The following is a 19803-nucleotide window of genomic DNA, read 5'->3' as shown; positions in this document are numbered from 1 at the left end:
TTTTTCTGTAAGAGCTGTAGGAATGATTACCTCACCCCTGTACTCCGTAGCGCAGCAGGCGTGTAGTCACCGGCTTTGGCATCGATACCGAATTCGAAGCTGCGCTTCTCTTCGTTCTTCATCCCCAGTGCGATGTAGCGACCGGCAATCAGGTCATACAGCGCTTCAACGGTGTAGGCCGGCACCTGGTGATCGTAGTAGAACTGGGCATGACCTTCGGCCACACGCCACAGTTGACCGCGACCGTCGTAGTGATCGGCCAGCGCCACCTGCCAGCTGTCTTCGTCGATGTACATGTGACGCTTGGCGTACACGTGCCGCTCGTTGGGCTTGACCGTGGCGACGACCTCCCAGACCCGGTGCAACTCGTAGCGTGTCAGGTCCTGATTGATGTGCCCGGCCTTGATCACATCGGTGTACTTGAGGTCGGGCGAGTCGAGTTTGTAGCTGTTGTAAGGGATGTACATTTCCTTCTTGCCGATCAGCTTCCAGTCGTAGCGATCCGGTGCGCCGGAAAACATGTCGAAGTTGTCGGTGGTGCGCAACCCGTCGGACGAGGTCCCGACGCCGTCATAGGCCACTTGCGGCGCACGCCGCACGCGACGTTGGCCGGCGTTATAGATCCAGGCCTTGCGCGGTTCCTTGACCTGATCAAGGGTCTCGTGAACCAGCAACACATTGCCCGCCAACCGCGCCGGCGCCGTGACTTCCTGCTTGAAGTAGCTGAGGACGTTTTCGTCGCTGCCCGGTTTCAAGTCACCCAGCAGCGAAGGCACCGCCACCTCATCCTTGAAGCGGATCACCGTGAAGTCGCCATTGGACTGCGGCGTGGCCTGGGTGATGGTGCGACGCAAATTGCCACCGTGATAACGGGTGACATGGTTCCAGATGACCTCGACGCCGTTCTTCGGAATCGGAAACGCGTAGTAACGATTGCCGGTGAAATTGGCCAGGCCATTGCCGTCGTTGATCGGCGTCACGTTCAGCGCGCTGCGCTTGGCCGACTCGTAGATGTCCGCTGGCAAGGCCACCGTACGATGGGTCGGGTAGACCGGGATCTTGTAGGTCTCCGGGTAGCGTTTGAACATCGCGACCTGACCGTCGGAGAGTTTGTCCTTGTACTTGTCGACGGTGGCCGCAGTGATGGTAAACAGCGGTTTTTCATTGGCGAACGGGTCGGCGAGGAAACCTTTGCTGTCCACCGCACCGGCGTTTTTCGGGAGGCCGCCGGTCCAGGCCGGAATCGAGCCATCGGCATTGCCCGCCTTCTCGGCGCCCAACGGCGTCAGGCTGGTGCCGAGTTTGTTGGCTTCTTCCGGCGACACCGCGGCCATCACGTCGACGGCCAACAGGCTCAGGGCCAGAACGCTGCATTGCAGAATCATCTTGCGCATTGAAATCATCCTTCTCAGCCAGATCAGAAGTTCACGCCAAAGCTCAGCGCCAGGAAGTCGCGATCTTCCAGAGTGTTGTAGTCACCGCCGAAGAAATCGGTGTAACTGAGGCTCGCGGTATAGGTGTTGCGATAGTCCGCATCGACGCCGACGCTGATGGCCTTGGCGCCTTCGTTGAACAGCCCGTTGGGGCCGTAACCGGCGACGTCATGGGACCACGACAGGTTGGGTTTGAAATTGATCCCGGCGATGACGTTGTTGTAATCAAGGATCGCGCGGGCGCGGTAGCCCCAGGACGTCGAGGTGACGAAACCGTCGGTATCGCCGTGGAAACCGTACTGTCCGTAGACCGAATCACGGCCATAACGCAGCTTGCTTTTGTCCTCCAGCCCGCCGACGTGAACAACGGCCGCTTCACCCACCAGGGTCAGACGGTCCGCCCCCGCGACCTGATCGATGAAGTGCGTCAGGGTGCTCTGGATTTGCGTCACTTCCTTGCGGCGATAGCCTTTGTTGTCTGCCCCGGGCGTCGTGGCGATCGGCGAAGCCGCGCCGCCGGCAATCGGATTGAGCAAGGCCAGTGTCAGGTCGGTGCTGTTGACCTGCACGGGTGCGTTGGGGCGATAGCTGATCTCTCCGGTCCATGCGGTGCCGGTCGGCAAGGTGGTGGAGAAGCTCGCGCCGTAGAGGCGGATGTCTTCCGGGTATTCGAGGTAGTACTGACCGCGACCGAGCATCACGCTTTGGGCCAAGGCTGAACCGGTGCCGGGTGCAACGGCGTTGGCGGTGCCGACGATGGCCGGAATCCGTGCCAGCGTCCCCAGCCCGGCGGTGGTGGTGCCGACATTCGGCGTGCGGCTGTGGTAGTTCATGAAGTACAGGCCGTACTCGGTGTCGTCGCCCAGCCAGCGCAACGCCGTCCCCCATTGCCCGGAGTCGCGAGCGTCGCGGTCGCCGCCACGAGGCACGATCACGCCTTCCCTGCCGACCTGGAAGCCTTGGCCAAAAGCGGCAGCGATCGGTTGCAGCGGCGCAATCGCCGGGCTGGCGACCGTGTAGCCCGTGGTGCAGCCGTCTGCCGCCACGTCCCCGCCGAAGAAGGTGCCGCAGTTGTCGAGAACGGTCTGGTCCCACTCCAGTTGATAGAAACCTTCCACCGTCAGCTTGTCGGTCAGCCCTTGGGAAGCGAACAGCATGTTCACCGGAATCAGGCCTTCCTTGATCTCCGCGCCAGGACGGCGGAACGCTGAAACGTCGACCGGGTTGATGCTGTTGATCGAGTTGCCGATGAAGGTACTTTCGCCCCAACTGACCACCTGTTTACCGGCGCGCACGGTGCCCGGCAGATCGGCGATGGAGTAGTTGTGATAGACGAATGCATCGAGGATCTGCGCGCCGGCAGACTTGGAACCCTCTTTGCGATTGTGATCACTGATCGGCTTGAACTCGCGGTCTTCGTCCTTCAATTCGAAGTCGTACCAATACTTGCCACGGACGAACACGCCGGTATCGCCGTACTTCAGTTCGAGGTCGTGAATACCCTTGAAAATCTTCGAGTAGGTTTCGCCCTTCTTGAAATTCAAACGCCCGTCGTCACCGGTCGACGCCTGGCCGGTCCCGCCGTTGACGGTGCCCACCAGCGATTTATCGGCATCGCGCATGCCCCAACTCGCGCCGACGGACAACGAGGAGTCGAATGTCCCCTCGATTTCCCCAATGTTGAATGAAACGGCCTGTGCCTGGGCACAGCAACCCAAGGCAACCGCAGCGGCCAGCGCCTGCGGCGTGAAGATGGCGCGCATTGTTGTTTTTGTCATGCGTCTTCCCCGGTGAGTGACAGAAGGCCACACCCTACTGCCGCAGGTCGGGAGCGTTAAGCGCACCAAGGAGGTATTCGTTGTGTACCTCTAAAGGATGAATGGCCTTGCCGCGCGGGGAAGTGCGCGAGGTATGGATGAAGTGGATGGAAGCTCATCAGCCGGATGCATGAGCGCGAGACTGTTGCTCAGACTGCAACAGTGCATGTCCGGAATCACTATTTTTCCTTTGGGCTCAAGCGCTTATTCTTGCCGGGCTTCCACGGTAAACCGCCTGACAGCACACAGCGATGGCGTGTGATCAGTCCGCGCCATTGGCGACAGATTTCAGATGAATCGAAGCTTTCGACTCATCGCCCCGTGTACACAGACGTTGATTTGTAGCTCCTTGATTTAACGTCTTGCTTTGGCCGCTGCGTTTGCAGCGGCCTTTTTTATGGGCGATGGTTTTGCGGAGCGGCAGGACTCAGGCGAGCCCTGCGCGGGGCAATGGCATCAGAGCGAATACTTCTGCAAATTGCCCATCATTTCCTTCAACGCTTCAATATTGTCCTTCGGATGCACTGCGCCTTCGAAGTCGCAGATCTGCTGCCAGTGCGCCGCCACATCTTCCGGTGAAAACCCGACACGCGGATCAAAACCGGCACCGAGGCTGCGCTCCCAGCGCACCTTGCCCATCCAGCCGCCACCGACTTCAAACAGTCCGGAAGTTTCCTGGCAATGCTCACTGGCGAGGTACACCACCAGCGGGCTGACCAGTTCCGGCTTGAGCTGTTCGAACACTTGCGGCGGGATCAGACCTTCGGTCATGCGGGTGCCACCGGTGGGGGCGATGGCGTTGACCAGAATGTTGTTCTTGCGACCTTCGATCGCCAGTGTGCGGGTCAAGCCGTAAAGGCCGAGTTTGGCCATGCCGTAATTGGACTGGCCGAAATTGCCGTAGATGCCCGAGGTGGATGCGGTGAAGATCACGCGACCGTAGTTTTGCTCACGCATGTGCGGCCAAGCGGCGCGGGTGACTTTGTAGGCGCCTTCGACGTGGACGCGATAGACCAGGTCCCAATCGGCATCGTCCATTTTGTGGAAGGTCTTGTCTCGCAGGATCCCGGCGTTGTTGACCACCACGTCGACACGGCCGAAAACGTCGAGGGCGTTCTGGACGATTTTGTCGCCGTCGGTGACGGAGTCATGGTTGGCCTCGGCGGTGCCGCCGGCCTCACGAATTTGCGCCACTACGCGGTCTGCTGCCGAAGCGTTCGCACCTTCGCCTTGTGCCGAGCCGCCGAGATCGTTGACCAGCACCCTGGCGCCCTGTCTGGCGAACAACAGCGCATGAGCACGGCCCAGGCCACCACCGGCGCCGGTGATGATCACGACTTTATCTTCGAAGCGCACAGGCTCATTCATTTAGGGGACTCCAGCAGGCCAAGGGACAATGAGCCCGAGTGTCAGGCAAGGCGCTGCGGGTCACAATGAACACGAGGGACGCTGAATGGTGCTCGATAAGGCGGGGGGATGATGAATTCGCGGACCGCGTCACGGCCCATCGCCAGCAAGCCGGCGTCTACAGGACCGAGGTGCCCCTCAGCTCATCAGACACACAAAACTCTTGTGGGAGCTGGCTTGCCAGCGATGGCAATCTGACAGGCACCACAAGCCTCAAGGACGCCTTCGCCGGCAAGGTTGCGGTGATGTCTACGAACAGGCCACTTTCAGCGGCGATGAAATCAGCCGGTCGCGAAATGCCAGATAGTGCTTGAGCACCTGCCCCGGTGCTTCGGTTTGCGGGTAATGACCGATGCCGGGCAACAGGACCGTATCGGGGTTCGGGATCAGCTCACGATAGCGCTTGACCATGTGCCCGCCGGAGATCGGATCGACCTCGCCATCGATCACCCGCAACGGCACGTCACCGCGCTGCATGACACTCACCCAACGCTCGCGCTGGACTCGACGCTCGGGGATGTAGGCGATCAGTTTGTGCATGATCCGTGGCCCGTGATTGCTGTCGACCAGGCTCCAGAAGTCATCCATCTCACTCTCGGTTGGACGGGAGTGGGGGCCGAAGATCTGACGGAAACTCTTCACCAGCGCCTCACGGGAAAACGCACGACCGATCATCCAGCCCAACGGGCTGAGCAACAATTTTTGCATCAGTACCGGACGATGGGTTTCAGGAAACAGGCCGCCATTGAGGAACACACAACTGGCGAGATGAATGCGCGCCTCGTAATGCCGGGCCAACAGTTCCTGAGCCACGCTGTCACCGTAATCGTGAGCGAGCACGTGCAGCGGTTGCTCGATGTTCAAATGTGCCAGCAACGCCTGTTGCAGATCGGCCTGCTCCAGCAGGCTGTATTCGTGGTCCACCGGTTTGGCTGAATCGCCGAAGCCGAGCATGTCGCAAGCAATCAGCCGATAGCGCTGGGCCAGCGGCTGCCACAGGTAATGCCAGTCCCAACTGGCAGTCGGAAAGCCATGAATGAGCAGCAGCGGCTCACCCTGCCCCGCCGTCCAGTAACGAATAGTCTGGCCACGAAAGACGAAGGTCTGGCCGCGTTTGCGCCAGGCACTCAGAGGGATCTCGGCGAGAGGCATTAGAGTTTATATCCCGCGTCTTGTTTATCGAGTTTGCGCAACAACGCTGGCCAGGCCAGTGCGCCGCCCATCCCTTGTGCACTTTTGGTGACGCCGGCGATCATCGCCTTGGCGCCTGCCAGGATCTGCGGTTCGATGGCAATCAGTTCAGCACCACCGTTCTGCGCCAACACCTGGATATCGCAGGCGCGCTGGAAGGTGAACATCATCAGGAACGTGTCAGCGATGGTGCCGCCGCAGGTCAGCAGCCCGTGGTTGTGCAGCATCAGGAAATTGTTTTCACCGAGGTCGGCTTGCAACCGCGCCTTCTCTTCGTGGTTCAGCGCAACGCCTTCATAGGCGTGATACGCCAGGCTCGACAGGACAAACAGCGACTGTTGGCTGATCGGCAAAATGCCTTGCTTCTGCGCCGACACCGCAACGCCTGCCGCCGTGTGCGTGTGCAACACACAGACGACATCGTGACGCACTTCGTGCACGGCGCTGTGGATGGTGTAACCCGCCGGGTTGATCTCGTAGGGACTGTCCATCAGCTTGTTGCCGGCCTGATCGACCTTGACCAGGCTCGACGCGGTAATCTCGTGGAACATCAACCCGAACGGATTGATCAGGAAATCTTCAGTGCCGGGCACCTTGGCAGAAATGTGCGTGAAGATCAGATCGTCCCAGCCATGCAGGGCGACCAGGCGATAACAGGCCGCCAGATCGACGCGGGTCTGCCACTCGGCGGCACTGACCTGGTCTTTGACACTGTGGGGCGATTGGACGGGGGCTACGCTCACGGCAAGGAACTCCTGTTCTTATAATTTTGCTCACGTGTAGCAGTCTAGTCAGCCCCCCGGGGTTCGTGTAGTTGCATTGGCAGCCAGCTTGATGGCCTAGCGAGTCAGTGCGCCAAGTAGCTTGGATCCATGTCAAAGTACCGCCGCCAGCAAAGGCGCAGCGAACAGATTCAGCAACCCCGTCAGCACCATGACCAGCCCCGCGACCGAGCCTTCCTCCCCCCCTACTTCATGCGCCCGGCTGACCCCGGCACCGTGAGCGCCGACGCCAAATAATGCCCCCCGAGCCAAGGCGCTGCGCAACGGCAGCCACTTGAGCAAAATGCCGCCGAGCATCGCGCCAAACACACCGGTGAACATCACGAACACCGCCGTCAGTTCCGGTACGCCGCCCAGATCATGAGCCAGTGGCATGGCAAACGGCGTGGTGATCGAACGCGGCACCAGCGACATCGTCACCGCGCTGTCCAGTGCCAGCGCTTTGGCCAGGCCAAACGAGCTGCCGATGGACGCAGCACTCCCCGCCAGCATTCCCAACAGCAACGCCGACCAATGCCGTATCAACATCTGCCGTTGCTGCCAGATCGGCACTGCGAAGGCGACCGTGACCGGCCCCAGCATCAGCATCAGCCAATGGGTGTTGCTGGCGTATTCGGCGTATGCGGTATGCAGCGGCACGGCGAGCGTCAACAGCAGGGCCGGGACCAAAATCAGCGGCGACAACAAGTAGCGGCCGGTGCGGCGATAGATCCAGCGGCTGAACAGATAGGCCAGCAGCGTGAAGGCCAGCCAGAACACCGGCATCAGTTCAAGCTTCACGGGACCTCCTCCACCGTACCACCAGCTCCACGGTAAACGCCGTGACCAGCATCACCATCAGCGTACTGATGCCGATCACCAGCAGAATCCGCCAACCGTCGCTGCGCAACAGCGCGCCGTAATCGAGCAGGCTCATCAACGCCGGAATAAAGAACAACAGCATCTCGGCCATCAACAGGCCGGCGCCCATTTGCAACGCGGCCGGTTTGACCAGTCCCAATGCGAATACCAACAGCAATAACAGCATGCCGATGACACCACCGGGAACCGGCCAGCCAAACCAGAGGGTCATTTGGCAGCCGAGCAAGTAGATGCCCAGCAACACGGCTAATTCGGTTGTCAGTCGAGCCAGGTATTTCAGGGTGGATGCGTGCATGTCTTCGGTCCTCACAGGCGTCCATTTTACGGAGCGGGCTGCTATCCCAGAAGCGAATTGTTAGACTCGAAGCCATTCCAAAATGGAATCATGCAGATGGAATTCAAACAGCTACGCAGCTTCGTCGAAGTCATGCATCAAGGGGGCTTTACCCAAGCCGCCAAGTCCCTGCACATCAGCCAATCGGCCGTGAGCAAGCAGGTTGCTCAGCTGGAACAGAGCCTCGGTACACCGCTGCTCGAACGGCTGGGTTCGCAGCTACGTTTGACTGCCGCGGGCAGCGTGGTTTTGCAACGGGCCGAAGGCATGCTGCGTTTGCGCACCGAATTGCTCAACGAGCTGGATGATCTGAGCCAACTGGCCCGTGGCGAATTACGTCTGGGTTTGCCGTTGTTAGGCAGCGACGCGCTGTTTGCCGGACTGTTTGCCGAGTACCGGCGACGCTATCCCAACATCAATATCCAGTTGATCGAAGGCGGCAGCCTGAACATCGAGCAAGCCGTGTTGAGCGGTGAACTGGAACTGGGTGGCAGTCTGCTGACAAGAGACCCGCAGTTTGCCTTTCAACCCTTTTGTGACGAACCCCTGGATGCCCTGCTACCGGTCGATCATCCGCTGGCGACGAAAACGGTGATCGGGTTGGAGGAATTGGCCGACACACCCTTTCTGCTGTATCAGCGCAGCTTCGTTCTCAACGACCGATTGCTGCAAGCCTGTCAGCAATTGGGCTTTACACCGAAGGAAGGCGGACGCAGCGGTCAGGCGGACTTTCTAGCGGCGCTGGTGGCCGCGGGCCAAGGCGTGGTGTTGTTGCCGCGAGTGGTGGCTCGCGGGCTGGTTCGGCCAGGCGTGGTGCGCCTGACCCTGAACGCGCCGAGCTCTCTGCGCTGGGACATCGCATTCATCTGGCGTCAGGGCGCGTACCTGTCAAAAGCCGCACAAGCCTGGCTCGCCTTGCTGCGCGAATGGCCGGTCAGTCCCGCAGGGCCGTGACGAGATCCGCCAGCCAGGGTTCTGCATCGGTTTCCGGGGTGACGCTCTCGCTGGCGTCCAGGCGCAGCATCGGCAGCACTTCGCGGATGCCCAGTTCGCCGAACAGCTCGCGCATCAGCTCACCGCCGCCGCAGAACGTATCGCCGTAGCTCGCATCACCCAGGCCGATCACGGCACCCGGCAAACCACGCCAGGCGGCGGGCAATTGGTCGCGAACGGCGAAATACAACGGTTGCAGATTGTCCGGCAGTTCGCCCATGCCCGTGGTCGACGTCACTGCCAGAAACGCTTCGGGGCCAAACGCCTGAACATCGGCAAGGCTTGCGCGCGGGTTGTGAAAGGTCTCGAAGCCCGCAGTTTTCAAAATATTCGCAGCGTGGCGAGCGACTTCTTCAGCCGTGCCGTACACCGAGCCCGAAAAGATGGCGACTTTCATCAATCTGATCCTGAAGCAGTAAAAAGATGAGTGATATTAACAGCCGCAGCAAAAAAGCTGCGATTGGCTCTCATCAAGCATTGAAGGCCGCTAGAGTTCTTTTAGAATGCTGCGCTCAATCAATCTGGAAAGGATTCTCCGATGATCAACGCACAACTGCTGCAAATGGTGATTAACGCTTCCAACGACGGCGTTGTGATCGCCGAAAAAGAAGGTGAACACGACAACATCCTGATTTACGTCAACCCGGCGTTCGAACGCCTGACCGGTTACACCAGCGAAGAAATCCTCTACCAGGACTGCCGCTTTCTGCAATCGGGCGACCGCGATCAGGAAGCGCTGACCGTGATCCGCAATGCGTTGAGCAATGGCGGCTCCTGCCGGGAAATCCTGCGAAACTACCGCAAGGACGGCACGCCTTTCTGGAACGAGTTGTCGCTTTCGACGGTGAAAAACCCGAGCGACGGTCAGACTTATTTTGTCGGTGTGCAAAAGGACGTCACCGCACAGGTCAAGACACAGCAGCGGGTAGCGCAGCTCGAAGCACAAGTGGCGGCGCTTCAGGCCGAGCTCGCAGCACTAAAACCGACGAACGGCGCAAACAAAACCACTAATTGATTGTCATTAACTACAATCACCGATGACTTTGTAACTTTTCCTTTCGAGCCGATCATGCAGCGCGACGCACTCCTGACCCAGGATGAACTGGATTTTATCCAGACCATGCAACACAACCCGCAACTCAATGTGCGGGATGCGACGTCGAGTCTGCTTGTAAATGGTGGTTCGCAAATCCGTGACTTGCTCACGCGCCTTGCTGCTCATGAGCAAGTCACGATCCAGGCCAACTTCGAAAATCAGCAAATGACCTTCCCGCTGCATCTGGTGGAAGACGAGTTTCATGCACTGCATTTACGTCTCGGCGTCCCCAGCATCTATGAAGACGGGCCGTTGGTCCGCCCATGGCGCCTGGTCCTCGAAGAACCGGTCGCACTGGAGAATGCCGGTGGTCAATCCGGCACGATGTGGGTGCATGAAGTGTCGTTCAAAGGGGTTCTGCTGGAAGTTCGCAACAAGACCAAACCACCCAAGCATTTCGCGTTGTGGTTCAGCCCGTCAGGCTACGAACGTATCGCGTTGCGCGGCACCTTCGAGAAAGAAACCGAGAACGGCTTCTATGCCTATCAGTTGAGTCAGAGCGACAAGGACGAAACCGAGCGCCTGCGCCAGTACATCCTTCAGCAGCATCGACTGACCCATCCGACCCTGCATCTTTGACTCAGGTATCCAGGTTTCCTGCCAGGAACTGTTTCAGACGCTGACGCATCACCAATCCTTCGTTACCCAGGCAGCCAATGGACGATCCGTCCAGGCTTTCCTGCGCCAGTTCCGACACATCACCGGCCAGCATCAACTGGCAATCCAGGCTCATTGCCAGACGATTCAAACGGCGTGGCAATTCATTGCTGGGCGCGTGATTGGAAACCAGCACCAACGCCTGGGGCTTGACCCTTTCGCAGACCAGCGCCAGTTCATCGAAGGGTTGACCGATCGCCAGCAGTTGAATGGCCGAATCGACACTGCTCAAAAACAGCGCCGTGACCAACAGTTCGAGCTCACGACATTGATCGTTCAGGGGACATACAATCACGCGCCGTGGTTGCATGACGCGCACCAGCAGCAGCCGCTGTAACACCCGTGAACGCAAAAAACCGTCCAGGAATAACCACTCGCTGGCCTGACCGAACGCTTCATGACATTGCAACAGTTGCTTCCAGAGTGGCATCAGGATGTCCTGAAACGCCACGGCCAAGGGGTAACTGGAAAAGATCTGTCCATAGACCTGCTCCAGTTTTACCTCGTCGAACACGCTCACCGCCGCTTTGACTTGTTCCTGCCACTGCGCGTAGTCAGCCTGCACCAGTTCATTGGGGATAATGTGCGACAGCGCTTGAAGCGGCGCTGTCTTGGCCAGAATCTTGCCGACCTTGCTGACGGCAACGCCACGTTCGATCCAGCCCAGAATGCTGCGGACCCGTTCGATATCGGTCATTGCGTACAAGCGATGCCCGCTTTCGGTGCGCATTGGCTGAATCAGACCATAACGTCGCTCCCATGCCCGCAAGGTCACCGGATTGACGCCCGTCAGCCGCGACACTTCCCGGATCGGAAACAGCTCTTGCTGCTCAAGGGGAAGCACAGGCTGCAAACCAGCGACATCGTCAGTCATGACAGGCATAGGGCAGTCAACTTCCGTGTGTAAATCGGATCCCATTCTACCTCTGTTGCCCCATCATCATTCAACCCATTGATGGGAGACGATTGTCACAGGCAGAACCTGTAGAATCCGGAATAATCCTTGCTTGTTCCAAGACGCAGCCCACCACCCCGGCGCTGTGCCTGGCGAAACTCCTATCCGGAGTGACGCGATTGTCATACGGAGATACACGATGTCTACCTCACCCGTCACGCTGATGGTTGCGCGCCGCGTCGCCGATGGACGTTATCAGGACCTGATGGCCTGGTTACGCGAAGGCGAACAACTGGCCACCGATTTCCAGGGTTATCTCGGCTCAGGCGTGCTCGCCCCGCCGCCCGATGATGACGAATTCCAGATCATTTTCCGTTTCGCCAACGAGCAGACCATGCACGCGTGGGAGCATTCGGCCTCGCGTACCGCCTGGCTCGCACGCGGCAGCGACTTGTTTGCGCATAAAACGGAACATCGTGTGAGCGGCATCGAAGGCTGGTTCGGCGCGGCCGGTCAACGTCCACCGCGCTGGAAACAGGCCGTGGCGATCTGGCTGGCGTTCTTCCCGGTGTCGTTGCTGTTCAACTTTGTACTGGGGCCGTTGCTCGGTGAAATGAGCCTCCTGCCTCGGGTGTTTATCAGCACGCTGTGCCTGACGCCGCTGATGGTCTACTTCTTTATTCCGCTGTCGACCCGGATTCTGGCCAACTGGCTGAACAGCACGCCAATACGTCCGTTGTCCGCTGAACCATCCTCCCAAAACCGCTGATCACCCTGGGGGAGCGAGCTTGCTTGCGACAGCGGTGTAACAGCCAACATCGATGTTTGAGCATACGGCCCCACCGCGAGCAAGCTCGCTCCCACAATAGGTGAACGCGGCCGCTCGCTGGTATAGTTTTGCTCTTACCGCGACGCGAGCCGTTCATGACTTCTTCATCCGCCCCGATCCTCATCACCGGTGCCGGCCAGCGTGTCGGCCTGCACTGTGCGCAGCGATTGCTCGAAGACGGCCACGCGGTAATCTTCAGCTATCGCACTGAACGCCCCGGCGTACAGGCATTGCGTGATCTGGGGGCGACGGCAATCTTCGCCGACTTTTCCAGCGAAGGCGGGATACTCGCCTTCATCAGCGAACTGAAAACCCACACCGTCTGCCTGCGGGCGATCATCCACAACGCGTCCCAATGGCTGGCCGAAACGCCTGACACCGACGCCGCAGCGTTCACCGGCATGTTCAGCGTGCACATGCTGGCGCCCTATCTGATCAACCTGCACTGTGCGGACTTGTTGCAACGCTCGACCCCGGCGGACATCGTGCACATCAGCGATGACGTCACACGCAAGGGCAGCAGCAAGCACATCGGCTACTGCGCCAGCAAAGCCGGGCTCGACAGCCTGACCCTGTCCTTCGCGGCGAAGTACGCGCCCGACATCAAGGTCAACGGCATCGCCCCCGCCCTGCTACTGTTCAATCCTGACGACGACGCGGCGTACCGCGCCAAGGCTTTGGCCAAATCCGCATTGGGTATCGAACCCGGCAGCGAAGTGATCTACCAGAGCCTGCGTTATTTGCTCGACAACCCTTATGTCACCGGCACAACCCTGACCGTCAACGGCGGACGGCACCTCAAGTAAGTTGCCCCGCGAGGATATTTCATGACGTTATCCCGACCCCGGAATAGCCTGTCCCAGAACTACCGAGAGATCCTCATCGGCCTCGGTGAAAATCCCGACCGCGAGGGACTGCTCGATACACCGGCACGCGCGGCCAAAGCCATGCAGTACCTGTGTCATGGTTACGATCAAAGTATCGAAGAGATCGTCAACGGTGCGTTGTTCGCCTCCGACAACGATGAAATGATCATTGTCGACAACATCGAGCTGTACTCACTCTGCGAACATCACCTGCTGCCCTTCATCGGCAAGGCCCATGTGGCTTATATTCCAACGGGTAAAGTGCTGGGTCTGTCGAAGATTGCGCGGTTGGTGGACATGTTCGCCCGTCGCCTGCAAATCCAGGAAAACCTCACCCGGCAAATCGCCGACGCGGTGCAACAGGTGACCGGTGCCGCCGGTGTCGCGGTGGTCATCGAAGCCAGGCACATGTGCATGATGATGCGCGGCGTCGAGAAACAGAATTCGACCATGAACACCTCGGTGATGCTCGGTGCCTTCCGCGACTCGAGCAACACCCGTCAGGAGTTCCTGCAATTGATTGGACGGAGCAAGTAGCAATGCCACAACTTCAACCAGGAATGGCACGCATCCGGGTCAAGGACCTGTGCCTGCGGACGTTCATCGGGATCAACGAGGATGAAATCCTCAACAAACAGGACGTGCTGATCAACCTGACGATCCTGTATGCCGCCCAGGAAGCGGTGCGTGACAACGACATCGATCACGCGCTGAATTACCGGACCATCACCAAAGCGATCATCGCTCACGTGGAAGGCAATCGCTTTGCCCTGCTCGAACGCCTGACCCAGGAAATTCTCGATCTGGTCATGGCCAATGAGTCGGTGCTGTACGCCGAGGTCGAAGTCGACAAGCCCCACGCGCTGCGCTTCGCCGAGTCGGTGTCGATCACCCTGGCCGCAAGCCGCTGACCGCGTCTGGCGCATCGTGCGCCAGACTTTTATCATCCGCGCCACGATTCGATTGCACAGAGCCCGCCATGAACGATCAACAACGCCTCGAACTTGAAGCCGCCGCCTTCCGCCGGCTGGTCGCGCACCTGGACAGCCGCAAGGATGTGCAGAACATCGACCTGATGAACCTCTCGGGTTTCTGCCGCAACTGCCTGTCCAAGTGGTACAAGGCCGCGGCTGACGAACGCCAGATCGAGGTCAGCCTCGACGACGCCCGCGAAGTCGTCTACGGCATGCCGTACGCCGAGTGGAAAGCCCAATACCAGCAAGAAGCCAGCGCCGACCAACAAGCGGCGTTCGCCAAAGGAAAACCCAATGAGTGATTTGAACACCCTGCGCGCCAGCCTCAAGAGCGGCGAACACGTTTTTGCCGACACCCTGGCGTTCATCGCCGCAGGCTACGATTACCAGCCTCAGGCCTTCAACAACGGCGGCGTGGAAAATGCGGCCGGGCAAAACGAAGGTTCGTGCAAGACCCTGGGTCTGGCGTTGCTGGAAGGGTTGAGCGATGAAGAAGCGCTGTTGGCGTTTGGCGAGCATTACCGCTCCGTCGTGGCCACCCCCGACGGCAGCGATCACGGCAACATCCGTGCGTTGATTACTCACGGTTTGGCCGGCGTGAAATTCACTGAACAACCACTGACCCGCCGCTGATTTCTGACTGACACCAACCTTGCAGGAGCCGGCTTGCCGGCGATGGGTCCCTCGAGTCGTGCATCGCCTTCGAAGACGCCATCGCCGGCAAGCCGGCTCCTGCAAGGGGTCTGCGTTGTTTCGAAGTATTTTGCACAACGCTCAGAGCACATCCCGACTTTTAAGATTGACCCGGCAACTTTATTTCGTTTGCCCGGCACCACTGCTCACGGCTTAGATAAAAAGAAGTATCCCTTCTTCAGAGTCGGTCATCCATGAGCAGCGAAACCATCAGCCAGTCGATCAACATCGTGCACCCCGTCACTCTCAGCCATGGCAAAAATGCCGAGGTCTGGGACACCGAGGGCAAACGCTACATCGACTTTGTCGGCGGCATCGGCGTGCTGAACCTTGGCCATTGCCACCCGCGCATCGTCGAGGCCATTCGCGAACAAGCCACCCGGCTGACGCACTACGCGTTCAACGCCGCCCCGCATGTGCCCTATCTCGAACTCATGGAGCGACTGACCGCGTTCATTCCGGTGGATTACCCGGTCAGCGGCATGCTCACCAACAGCGGCGCGGAAGCGGCGGAAAACGCCCTGAAGATCGTCCGTGGCGCGACCGGTCGCACGGCCGTCATCGCTTTCGACGGCGCCTTCCACGGTCGCACCCTTGCCACCCTCAACCTCAATGGCAAAGTCGCGCCTTACAAGCAGAAAGTCGGCGTGCTGCCCGGTCCGGTGTTCCACTTGCCCTACCCGAGCAAGGACAACGGCGTGACCTGCGCCGAAGCGTTGAAGGCGATGGATCGGCTGTTCAGCGTCGAGATCGATGTCGACGACGTGGCATGTTTTATCGTCGAACCGGTGCAGGGCGAAGCGGGCTTCCTGGCGATGGACGTGGCGTTCGCACAGGCCTTGCGCAAGTTCTGTGATGAAAAGAACATCCTGCTGATCGCCGATGAAATCCAGTCCGGTTTCGGCCGCACCGGCCAGCGGTTTGCGTTCTCGCGACTGGGTATCGAACCCGACCTGATCCTGCTGGCCAAAAGCATCGCCGGCGGCGTACCGCTGGGTGCGGTGGTGGGGCGCAAGACACTGCTCGACACCTTGCCCAAGGGCGGACTGGGCGGCACTTACTCGGGCAATCCGATCGCTTGCGCCGCTGCGTTGGCGACGCTGGATGAAATGACCGACGCCAACCTGCACGCGTGGGGCGTGCAACAGGAAGAAGCGATTGTCAGTCGCTACGACGCCTGGCGCGCCAACAGGATTTCACCCTTTCTCGGACGGCTGACCGGCGTGGGCGCCATGCGCGGCATCGAACTGGCCCATGCCGACGGTACACCGGCCCCGGCGCAGTTGACCCAACTGCTGGCCCTGGCGCGCGAGGCGGGATTGCTGCTGATGCCCAGCGGCAAGTCGCGCCATATCATTCGGCTGCTGGCGCCATTGACCACCGAGGCTACCGTACTGGAGGAAGGTCTGGACATCCTCGAGGTGTGTCTGAAGAAACTAGTCTGAACTTAAAGCCCATGCAGTCCCTGTGGGAGCTAGCCTGCTAGCGATGGTGTGTCAGCTCCATTGATGTGACTGACACACCATCGCTAGCAGGCTAGCTCCCACAAGGGTTTGTGTTGGCCGCACTTTCTGTGGGCACAAAAAAACCGGCCGAAGCCGGTTTTTTCATTTCAACGCTCTCAGAACTTGGCGTTCTGCAGGTCGTCCAGATAACGCTCGGCATCCAGTGCAGCCATGCAGCCAGCACCGGCCGAGGTGATCGCCTGACGGTAAACGTGGTCAGCCACGTCGCCGGCCGCGAAGATGCCTTCGATGTTAGTCGCGGTAGCGTTGCCTTCACGGCCGCCCTGCACCACCAGATAGCCGTCTTTCAACGTCAGTTGGCCTTCGAACAACGAGGTGTTCGGGGTGTGGCCGATGGCAATGAACACGCCGTCGACTTTCAGCTCGTCGAAGCTGCCGTCGTTGTTCTTCAGGCGAGCACCGGTAACGCCCATGTTGTCGCCCAGGACTTCGTCCAGGTTCGAGTTCAGTTTCAGGATGATCTTGCCTTCGGCAACGCGGGCATTGAGCTTGTCGATCAGGATCTTCTCGGCGCGGAAAGTCTCGCGACGGTGGATCAGGGTCACGGTGCTGGCGATGTTGGCCAGGTACAGCGCTTCTTCGACAGCGGTGTTACCGCCACCGACCACGGCCACTGGCTTGTTGCGATAGAAGAAACCGTCGCAGGTCGCGCAGGCCGAAACGCCTTTGCCCATGAACGCTTCTTCCGATGGCAGGCCCAGGTAGCGAGCGCTGGCGCCGGTGGCGATGATCAGGGCGTCGCAGGTGTACGTCGCGCTGTCACCGGTCAGGGTGTACGGCTTGGCAGCGAAGTCCACGGCATTGATGTGATCGAAAACGATCTCGGTTTCAAAGCGCTCGGCGTGCTCACGCATCCGCTCCATCAACGCCGGGCCGGTCAGACCGTGGACGTCGCCCGGCCAGTTATCGACTTCGGTGGTGGTGGTCAGTTGACCGCCGGCTTGCATGCCGGTAATCAGCAAAGGCTTGAGGTTGGCACGGGCGGCATAGACCGCGGCGCTGTAACCGGCAGGGCCGGAACCGAGAATAATCACTCGCGAATGACGGACTTCAGACATGACCTGCTCCTGTTGACCGGCCCGAAACACCTGGCGCGGAACGCCGGGTTGCCGGCGGGAATAAAAAAGGACTGTTGAAAGCACTTGGGGAAGGCTTGAACTCGACAGTCCTGTAAAAAGATTGGGTGCAGCGTATCGAGGGGGCGAAGATTAAGGAAATACGGTTTAACAATCCAGCTCATAGGCGGTCTCTATCCGATTGCAGCCTATATATAGGCGCCTTTGTTACAGTTGATGTCGATACTGCGACCGCGCTTTCGCCCTTCAGGCAAAGCCGGTAAGGTCGGCGCGTTTCCCCTCTGCTCGGAGCACGATATGCCCGCCCCTGTTCTGTCCGGCCCGCAATACCTGCGCGAAGGCCTCAAGCTGGTCCTCAGCCCCAGCCTGCGTTTGTTCGTGTTGCTGCCGCTGGCGATCAATCTGGTGCTGTTCGTCGGATTGATCTATCTGGCCGGCCATCAATTCAGCCTGTGGGTCGATACGCTGATGCCGTCCCTGCCCGACTGGCTGAGTTTTCTCAGTTATGTCCTGTGGCCGATTTTCGTGGTGCTGGTGGTGTTGATGGTGTTCTTCACCTTCACCATGCTGGCCAACATCATCGCCGCGCCGTTCAACGGCTTTCTCGCGGAGAAAGTCGAAGTGGTGGTGCGTGGCACCGATGACTTCCCGGCGTTCAGTTGGGGCGAACTGATCGCCATGGTCCCGCGCACCCTGGCTCGGGAGATGCGCAAGCTCGGCTACTTCCTGCCGCGGGCGCTCGGGCTGTTCATCCTCTCGTTCATCCCCGTGGTAAACATCATCGCCGCGCCGCTGTGGCTGCTGTTCGGGGTGTGGATGATGGCGATCCAGTACATCGACTACCCGGCGGACAACCACAAACTCGGCTGGAACGAGATGCTTGCCTGGCTGCGCGAGAAGCGCTGGCAGAGCATGAGTTTTGGCGGCAGTGTTTACCTGGTGCTGCTGATTCCGGTGGTCAACATTCTGATGATGCCGGCGGCGGTGGCGGGCGCGACATTGTTCTGGGTGCGTGAGCGCGGTGCAGAGAATCTGGTGACGCAACGCTGAGCCGGTCACAAATCCATCATCAAAACGCCACAACGACGACATGGCCTCAGCCGACACTGAGGTCATGACGACAGCTCTGCATATCACCCTGATCACCGAAACCTACCCTCCCGAAATCAACGGCGTGGCCAATACCCTTGGCCGCTTGTGCGACGGTTTGCGCGCGCGCGGCCATCAGGTAGAACTGGTGCGGCCGCGGCAAGGTTGCGATCAACAGCTGGGCAGCGACGATGGGTTGCTGCTGTGTCGGGGCTGGCCGCTGCCAGGGTATCCAGGTTTGCAATGGGGTCAGTCGTCGATGCACAAGCTGTTGCGACGCTGGAAGCGCCAGCGCCCGGACGTGCTGTACATCGCCACGGAAGGGCCACTGGGATTGTCCGCGTTGCGTGCAGCACGGCGCCTGGGCATTTCGGTGGTCAGCGGCTTTCACACCAATTTCCAGCAATACTCCAATCAGTACGGGCTCGGCTTGCTCACGCGCCTGCTGACCCACTACCTGCGCTGGTTTCACAATCGTTCGACCCTGACCCTGGTGCCAAGTGTCAGCCAGCGACTGGAGCTCGAGCGGCGGCATTTCGAGCGGCTGGCATTGCTTTCCCGTGGGGTCGACAGTCAGTTGTTCCACCCGACCAAACGCCTGCAATCGTTGCGTGAACAATGGGGCCTGGGTGAGAAGGACATCGCTGTCATCCACGTAGGACGCCTGGCACCGGAGAAGAATCTTGGTTTGCTCAAACGCTGTTTCGACACGCTGAAAGCAACTTATCCACAGCGAAACTTAAAACTGATCATCGTCGGTGACGGTCCGCAACGAGTGGCTCTGGAGCAGGAACTGCCCGAGGCGATTTTCTGTGGCGCACAGCGCGGCGAAGCCTTGGCCAGCCACTATGCGTCAGGGGATGTGTTTTTGTTTCCGAGCATGACCGAAACGTTCGGCAATGTGGTGCTTGAAGCGCTCGCTTCAGGGTTGGGCGTAGTGGCCTACGATCAGGCTGCGGCGGCTCAGCATATACGCCATGGCTACAACGGCGTGCTGGCGATGCCGGGGGATGAGGAAGCGTTCAACGATGCCGCGGCGTGGCTGCTGGAGGAGCGCGAAACCTTGCGATGCATAAGGCTCAATGCGCGCCAGCATGCGAGTCGGCAGGGGTGGGCGGCGATTATCGAGCAGTTTGAGGGGCAGTTGCGCGGGGCTTGTGTTGGGGAGGCGGTGGTGCCGAATGCACCCACCTTGCCCTGAGCCCAGGGTGACATTGAGTCATTCATCGCCAGCAGGCTGGCTCCCACAGGGGGTCTGCGCTGTACACAGAACATGTGGGAGCC

22 protein-coding genes are annotated in these 19803 nt (G+C 59.6%); 12 read left to right on the top strand and 10 right to left on the bottom strand.

The features are described 5' to 3' along the window. Positions 1-26 precede the first annotated feature (26 nt). The 7 genes from F8N43_RS23105 to F8N43_RS23075 all read right to left on the bottom strand — a co-directional run bounded on the left by F8N43_RS23105 (position 27) and on the right by F8N43_RS23075 (position 7786). On the bottom strand, positions 27-1394 hold the full coding sequence (locus F8N43_RS23105) for a DUF1329 domain-containing protein (RefSeq protein WP_150654421.1): 1368 nt from the start codon (positions 1392-1394) through the stop codon (positions 27-29). 23 nt (positions 1395-1417) lie between these two features. Further along, positions 1418-3211: a DUF1302 domain-containing protein gene (locus F8N43_RS23100; protein ID WP_150633295.1), complete on the bottom strand. Its 1794-nt coding sequence runs from the start codon at positions 3209-3211 to the stop codon at positions 1418-1420. A gap of 495 nt (positions 3212-3706) precedes the next feature. Beyond that, complete coding sequence (locus tag F8N43_RS23095) at positions 3707-4618, bottom strand: SDR family oxidoreductase (RefSeq protein WP_150654420.1); 912 nt, start codon at positions 4616-4618, stop codon at positions 3707-3709. A gap of 288 nt (positions 4619-4906) precedes the next feature. Then, positions 4907-5809 carry an alpha/beta fold hydrolase gene (locus tag F8N43_RS23090; protein ID WP_150654419.1) on the bottom strand — a complete coding sequence of 301 codons (903 nt, stop codon included), beginning with the start codon at positions 5807-5809 and terminating at the stop codon, positions 4907-4909. Continuing rightward, positions 5809-6591 (bottom strand): class II aldolase/adducin family protein, encoded by a 783-nt coding sequence (locus tag F8N43_RS23085; RefSeq protein ID WP_150639268.1) that lies wholly within the window; start codon positions 6589-6591, stop codon positions 5809-5811. Before F8N43_RS23085 ends, F8N43_RS23090 begins: the two co-directional genes overlap by 1 nt. A 132-nt stretch (positions 6592-6723) precedes the next feature. Further along, positions 6724-7410 carry an LrgB family protein gene (locus tag F8N43_RS23080; RefSeq protein ID WP_150633291.1) on the bottom strand — a complete coding sequence of 229 codons (687 nt, stop codon included), beginning with the start codon at positions 7408-7410 and terminating at the stop codon, positions 6724-6726. Beyond that, positions 7400-7786, bottom strand: coding sequence for a CidA/LrgA family protein (locus F8N43_RS23075; protein WP_150654418.1), 387 nt, complete (start codon positions 7784-7786; stop codon positions 7400-7402). The genes F8N43_RS23080 and F8N43_RS23075 overlap by 11 nt, the downstream gene beginning before the upstream one ends. Positions 7787-7882: 96 nt before the next feature. Between F8N43_RS23075 and F8N43_RS23070 the strand changes: the two genes are divergently transcribed. Beyond that, on the top strand, positions 7883-8779 hold the full coding sequence (locus F8N43_RS23070; RefSeq protein WP_150639269.1) for a LysR family transcriptional regulator: 897 nt from the start codon (positions 7883-7885) through the stop codon (positions 8777-8779). On the opposite strand, the gene F8N43_RS23065 is transcribed toward F8N43_RS23070, so the two are convergent. Beyond that, positions 8760-9215 carry a flavodoxin gene (locus F8N43_RS23065; protein ID WP_150633289.1) on the bottom strand — a complete coding sequence of 152 codons (456 nt, stop codon included), beginning with the start codon at positions 9213-9215 and terminating at the stop codon, positions 8760-8762. The two genes, F8N43_RS23070 and F8N43_RS23065, sit on opposite strands and share 20 nt — an antisense overlap. A 141-nt stretch (positions 9216-9356) precedes the next feature. On the opposite strand from F8N43_RS23065, the gene F8N43_RS23060 reads away from it, so the two are divergent. Next, positions 9357-9833, top strand: coding sequence for a PAS domain-containing protein (locus tag F8N43_RS23060; RefSeq protein WP_150654417.1), 477 nt, complete (start codon positions 9357-9359; stop codon positions 9831-9833). Between the two features lie 54 nt (positions 9834-9887). After that, complete coding sequence (locus tag F8N43_RS23055; protein WP_150633287.1) at positions 9888-10493, top strand: hypothetical protein; 606 nt, start codon at positions 9888-9890, stop codon at positions 10491-10493. Position 10494: 1 nt separating this feature from the next. Here the strand turns inward: F8N43_RS23055 and F8N43_RS23050 are convergent, their stop codons facing one another. Continuing rightward, positions 10495-11454 carry a MerR family transcriptional regulator gene (locus tag F8N43_RS23050; protein WP_224787852.1) on the bottom strand — a complete coding sequence of 320 codons (960 nt, stop codon included), beginning with the start codon at positions 11452-11454 and terminating at the stop codon, positions 10495-10497. Between the two features lie 211 nt (positions 11455-11665). Here F8N43_RS23050 and F8N43_RS23045 point away from each other — a divergent pair, with 211 nt between their 5' ends. The 7 genes from F8N43_RS23045 to F8N43_RS23010 all read left to right on the top strand — a co-directional run bounded on the left by F8N43_RS23045 (position 11666) and on the right by F8N43_RS23010 (position 16273). Then, entirely contained in the window at positions 11666-12235 is a 570-nt protein-coding gene (locus F8N43_RS23045) for an antibiotic biosynthesis monooxygenase (RefSeq protein WP_150633285.1), read from the top strand. A gap of 155 nt (positions 12236-12390) precedes the next feature. Next, on the top strand, positions 12391-13101 hold the full coding sequence (gene folM / locus F8N43_RS23040) for a dihydromonapterin reductase (protein ID WP_150633284.1): 711 nt from the start codon (positions 12391-12393) through the stop codon (positions 13099-13101). A gap of 21 nt (positions 13102-13122) precedes the next feature. Further along, entirely contained in the window at positions 13123-13698 is a 576-nt protein-coding gene (gene folE, locus F8N43_RS23035) for a GTP cyclohydrolase I FolE (protein ID WP_150633283.1), read from the top strand. Between the two features lie 2 nt (positions 13699-13700). Further along, positions 13701-14072, top strand: coding sequence for a dihydroneopterin triphosphate 2'-epimerase (folX, locus tag F8N43_RS23030; protein ID WP_008026970.1), 372 nt, complete (start codon positions 13701-13703; stop codon positions 14070-14072). 68 nt (positions 14073-14140) lie between these two features. Beyond that, a complete protein-coding gene (locus F8N43_RS23025) occupies positions 14141-14437 on the top strand; it encodes a DUF1244 domain-containing protein (protein ID WP_092273166.1) in 297 nt (98 codons plus the stop codon). Beyond that, entirely contained in the window at positions 14430-14768 is a 339-nt protein-coding gene (locus F8N43_RS23020; protein WP_150633282.1) for a HopJ type III effector protein, read from the top strand. The genes F8N43_RS23025 and F8N43_RS23020 overlap by 8 nt, the downstream gene beginning before the upstream one ends. Positions 14769-15022: 254 nt before the next feature. Then, positions 15023-16273 carry an aspartate aminotransferase family protein gene (locus tag F8N43_RS23010; RefSeq protein WP_150654416.1) on the top strand — a complete coding sequence of 417 codons (1251 nt, stop codon included), beginning with the start codon at positions 15023-15025 and terminating at the stop codon, positions 16271-16273. Between the two features lie 176 nt (positions 16274-16449). On the opposite strand, the gene trxB is transcribed toward F8N43_RS23010, so the two are convergent. Beyond that, complete coding sequence (gene trxB, locus F8N43_RS23005) at positions 16450-17412, bottom strand: thioredoxin-disulfide reductase (protein WP_150639274.1); 963 nt, start codon at positions 17410-17412, stop codon at positions 16450-16452. A 315-nt stretch (positions 17413-17727) separates the two neighbouring features. Here trxB and cysZ point away from each other — a divergent pair, with 315 nt between their 5' ends. Together cysZ and F8N43_RS22990 are read left to right on the top strand one after the other, a co-directional pair. Then, positions 17728-18480, top strand: a complete 753-nt coding sequence (gene cysZ, locus F8N43_RS22995; protein ID WP_150654415.1) for a sulfate transporter CysZ — start codon at positions 17728-17730, stop codon at positions 18478-18480. A gap of 40 nt (positions 18481-18520) precedes the next feature. Then, positions 18521-19720 carry a glycosyltransferase family 4 protein gene (locus tag F8N43_RS22990; RefSeq protein WP_150654414.1) on the top strand — a complete coding sequence of 400 codons (1200 nt, stop codon included), beginning with the start codon at positions 18521-18523 and terminating at the stop codon, positions 19718-19720. The last annotated feature ends 83 nt before the right edge of the window (positions 19721-19803 follow it).

Origin of the sequence: Pseudomonas fluorescens, from assembly GCF_902498065.1 — a bacterium.
In the GTDB taxonomy this organism is placed as follows: domain Bacteria; phylum Pseudomonadota; class Gammaproteobacteria; order Pseudomonadales; family Pseudomonadaceae; genus Aquipseudomonas; species Aquipseudomonas fluorescens_BJ.
The sequence above is the reverse complement of the archived record's forward strand: the minus strand, read 5'-3'. Positions and strand labels throughout refer to the sequence as shown.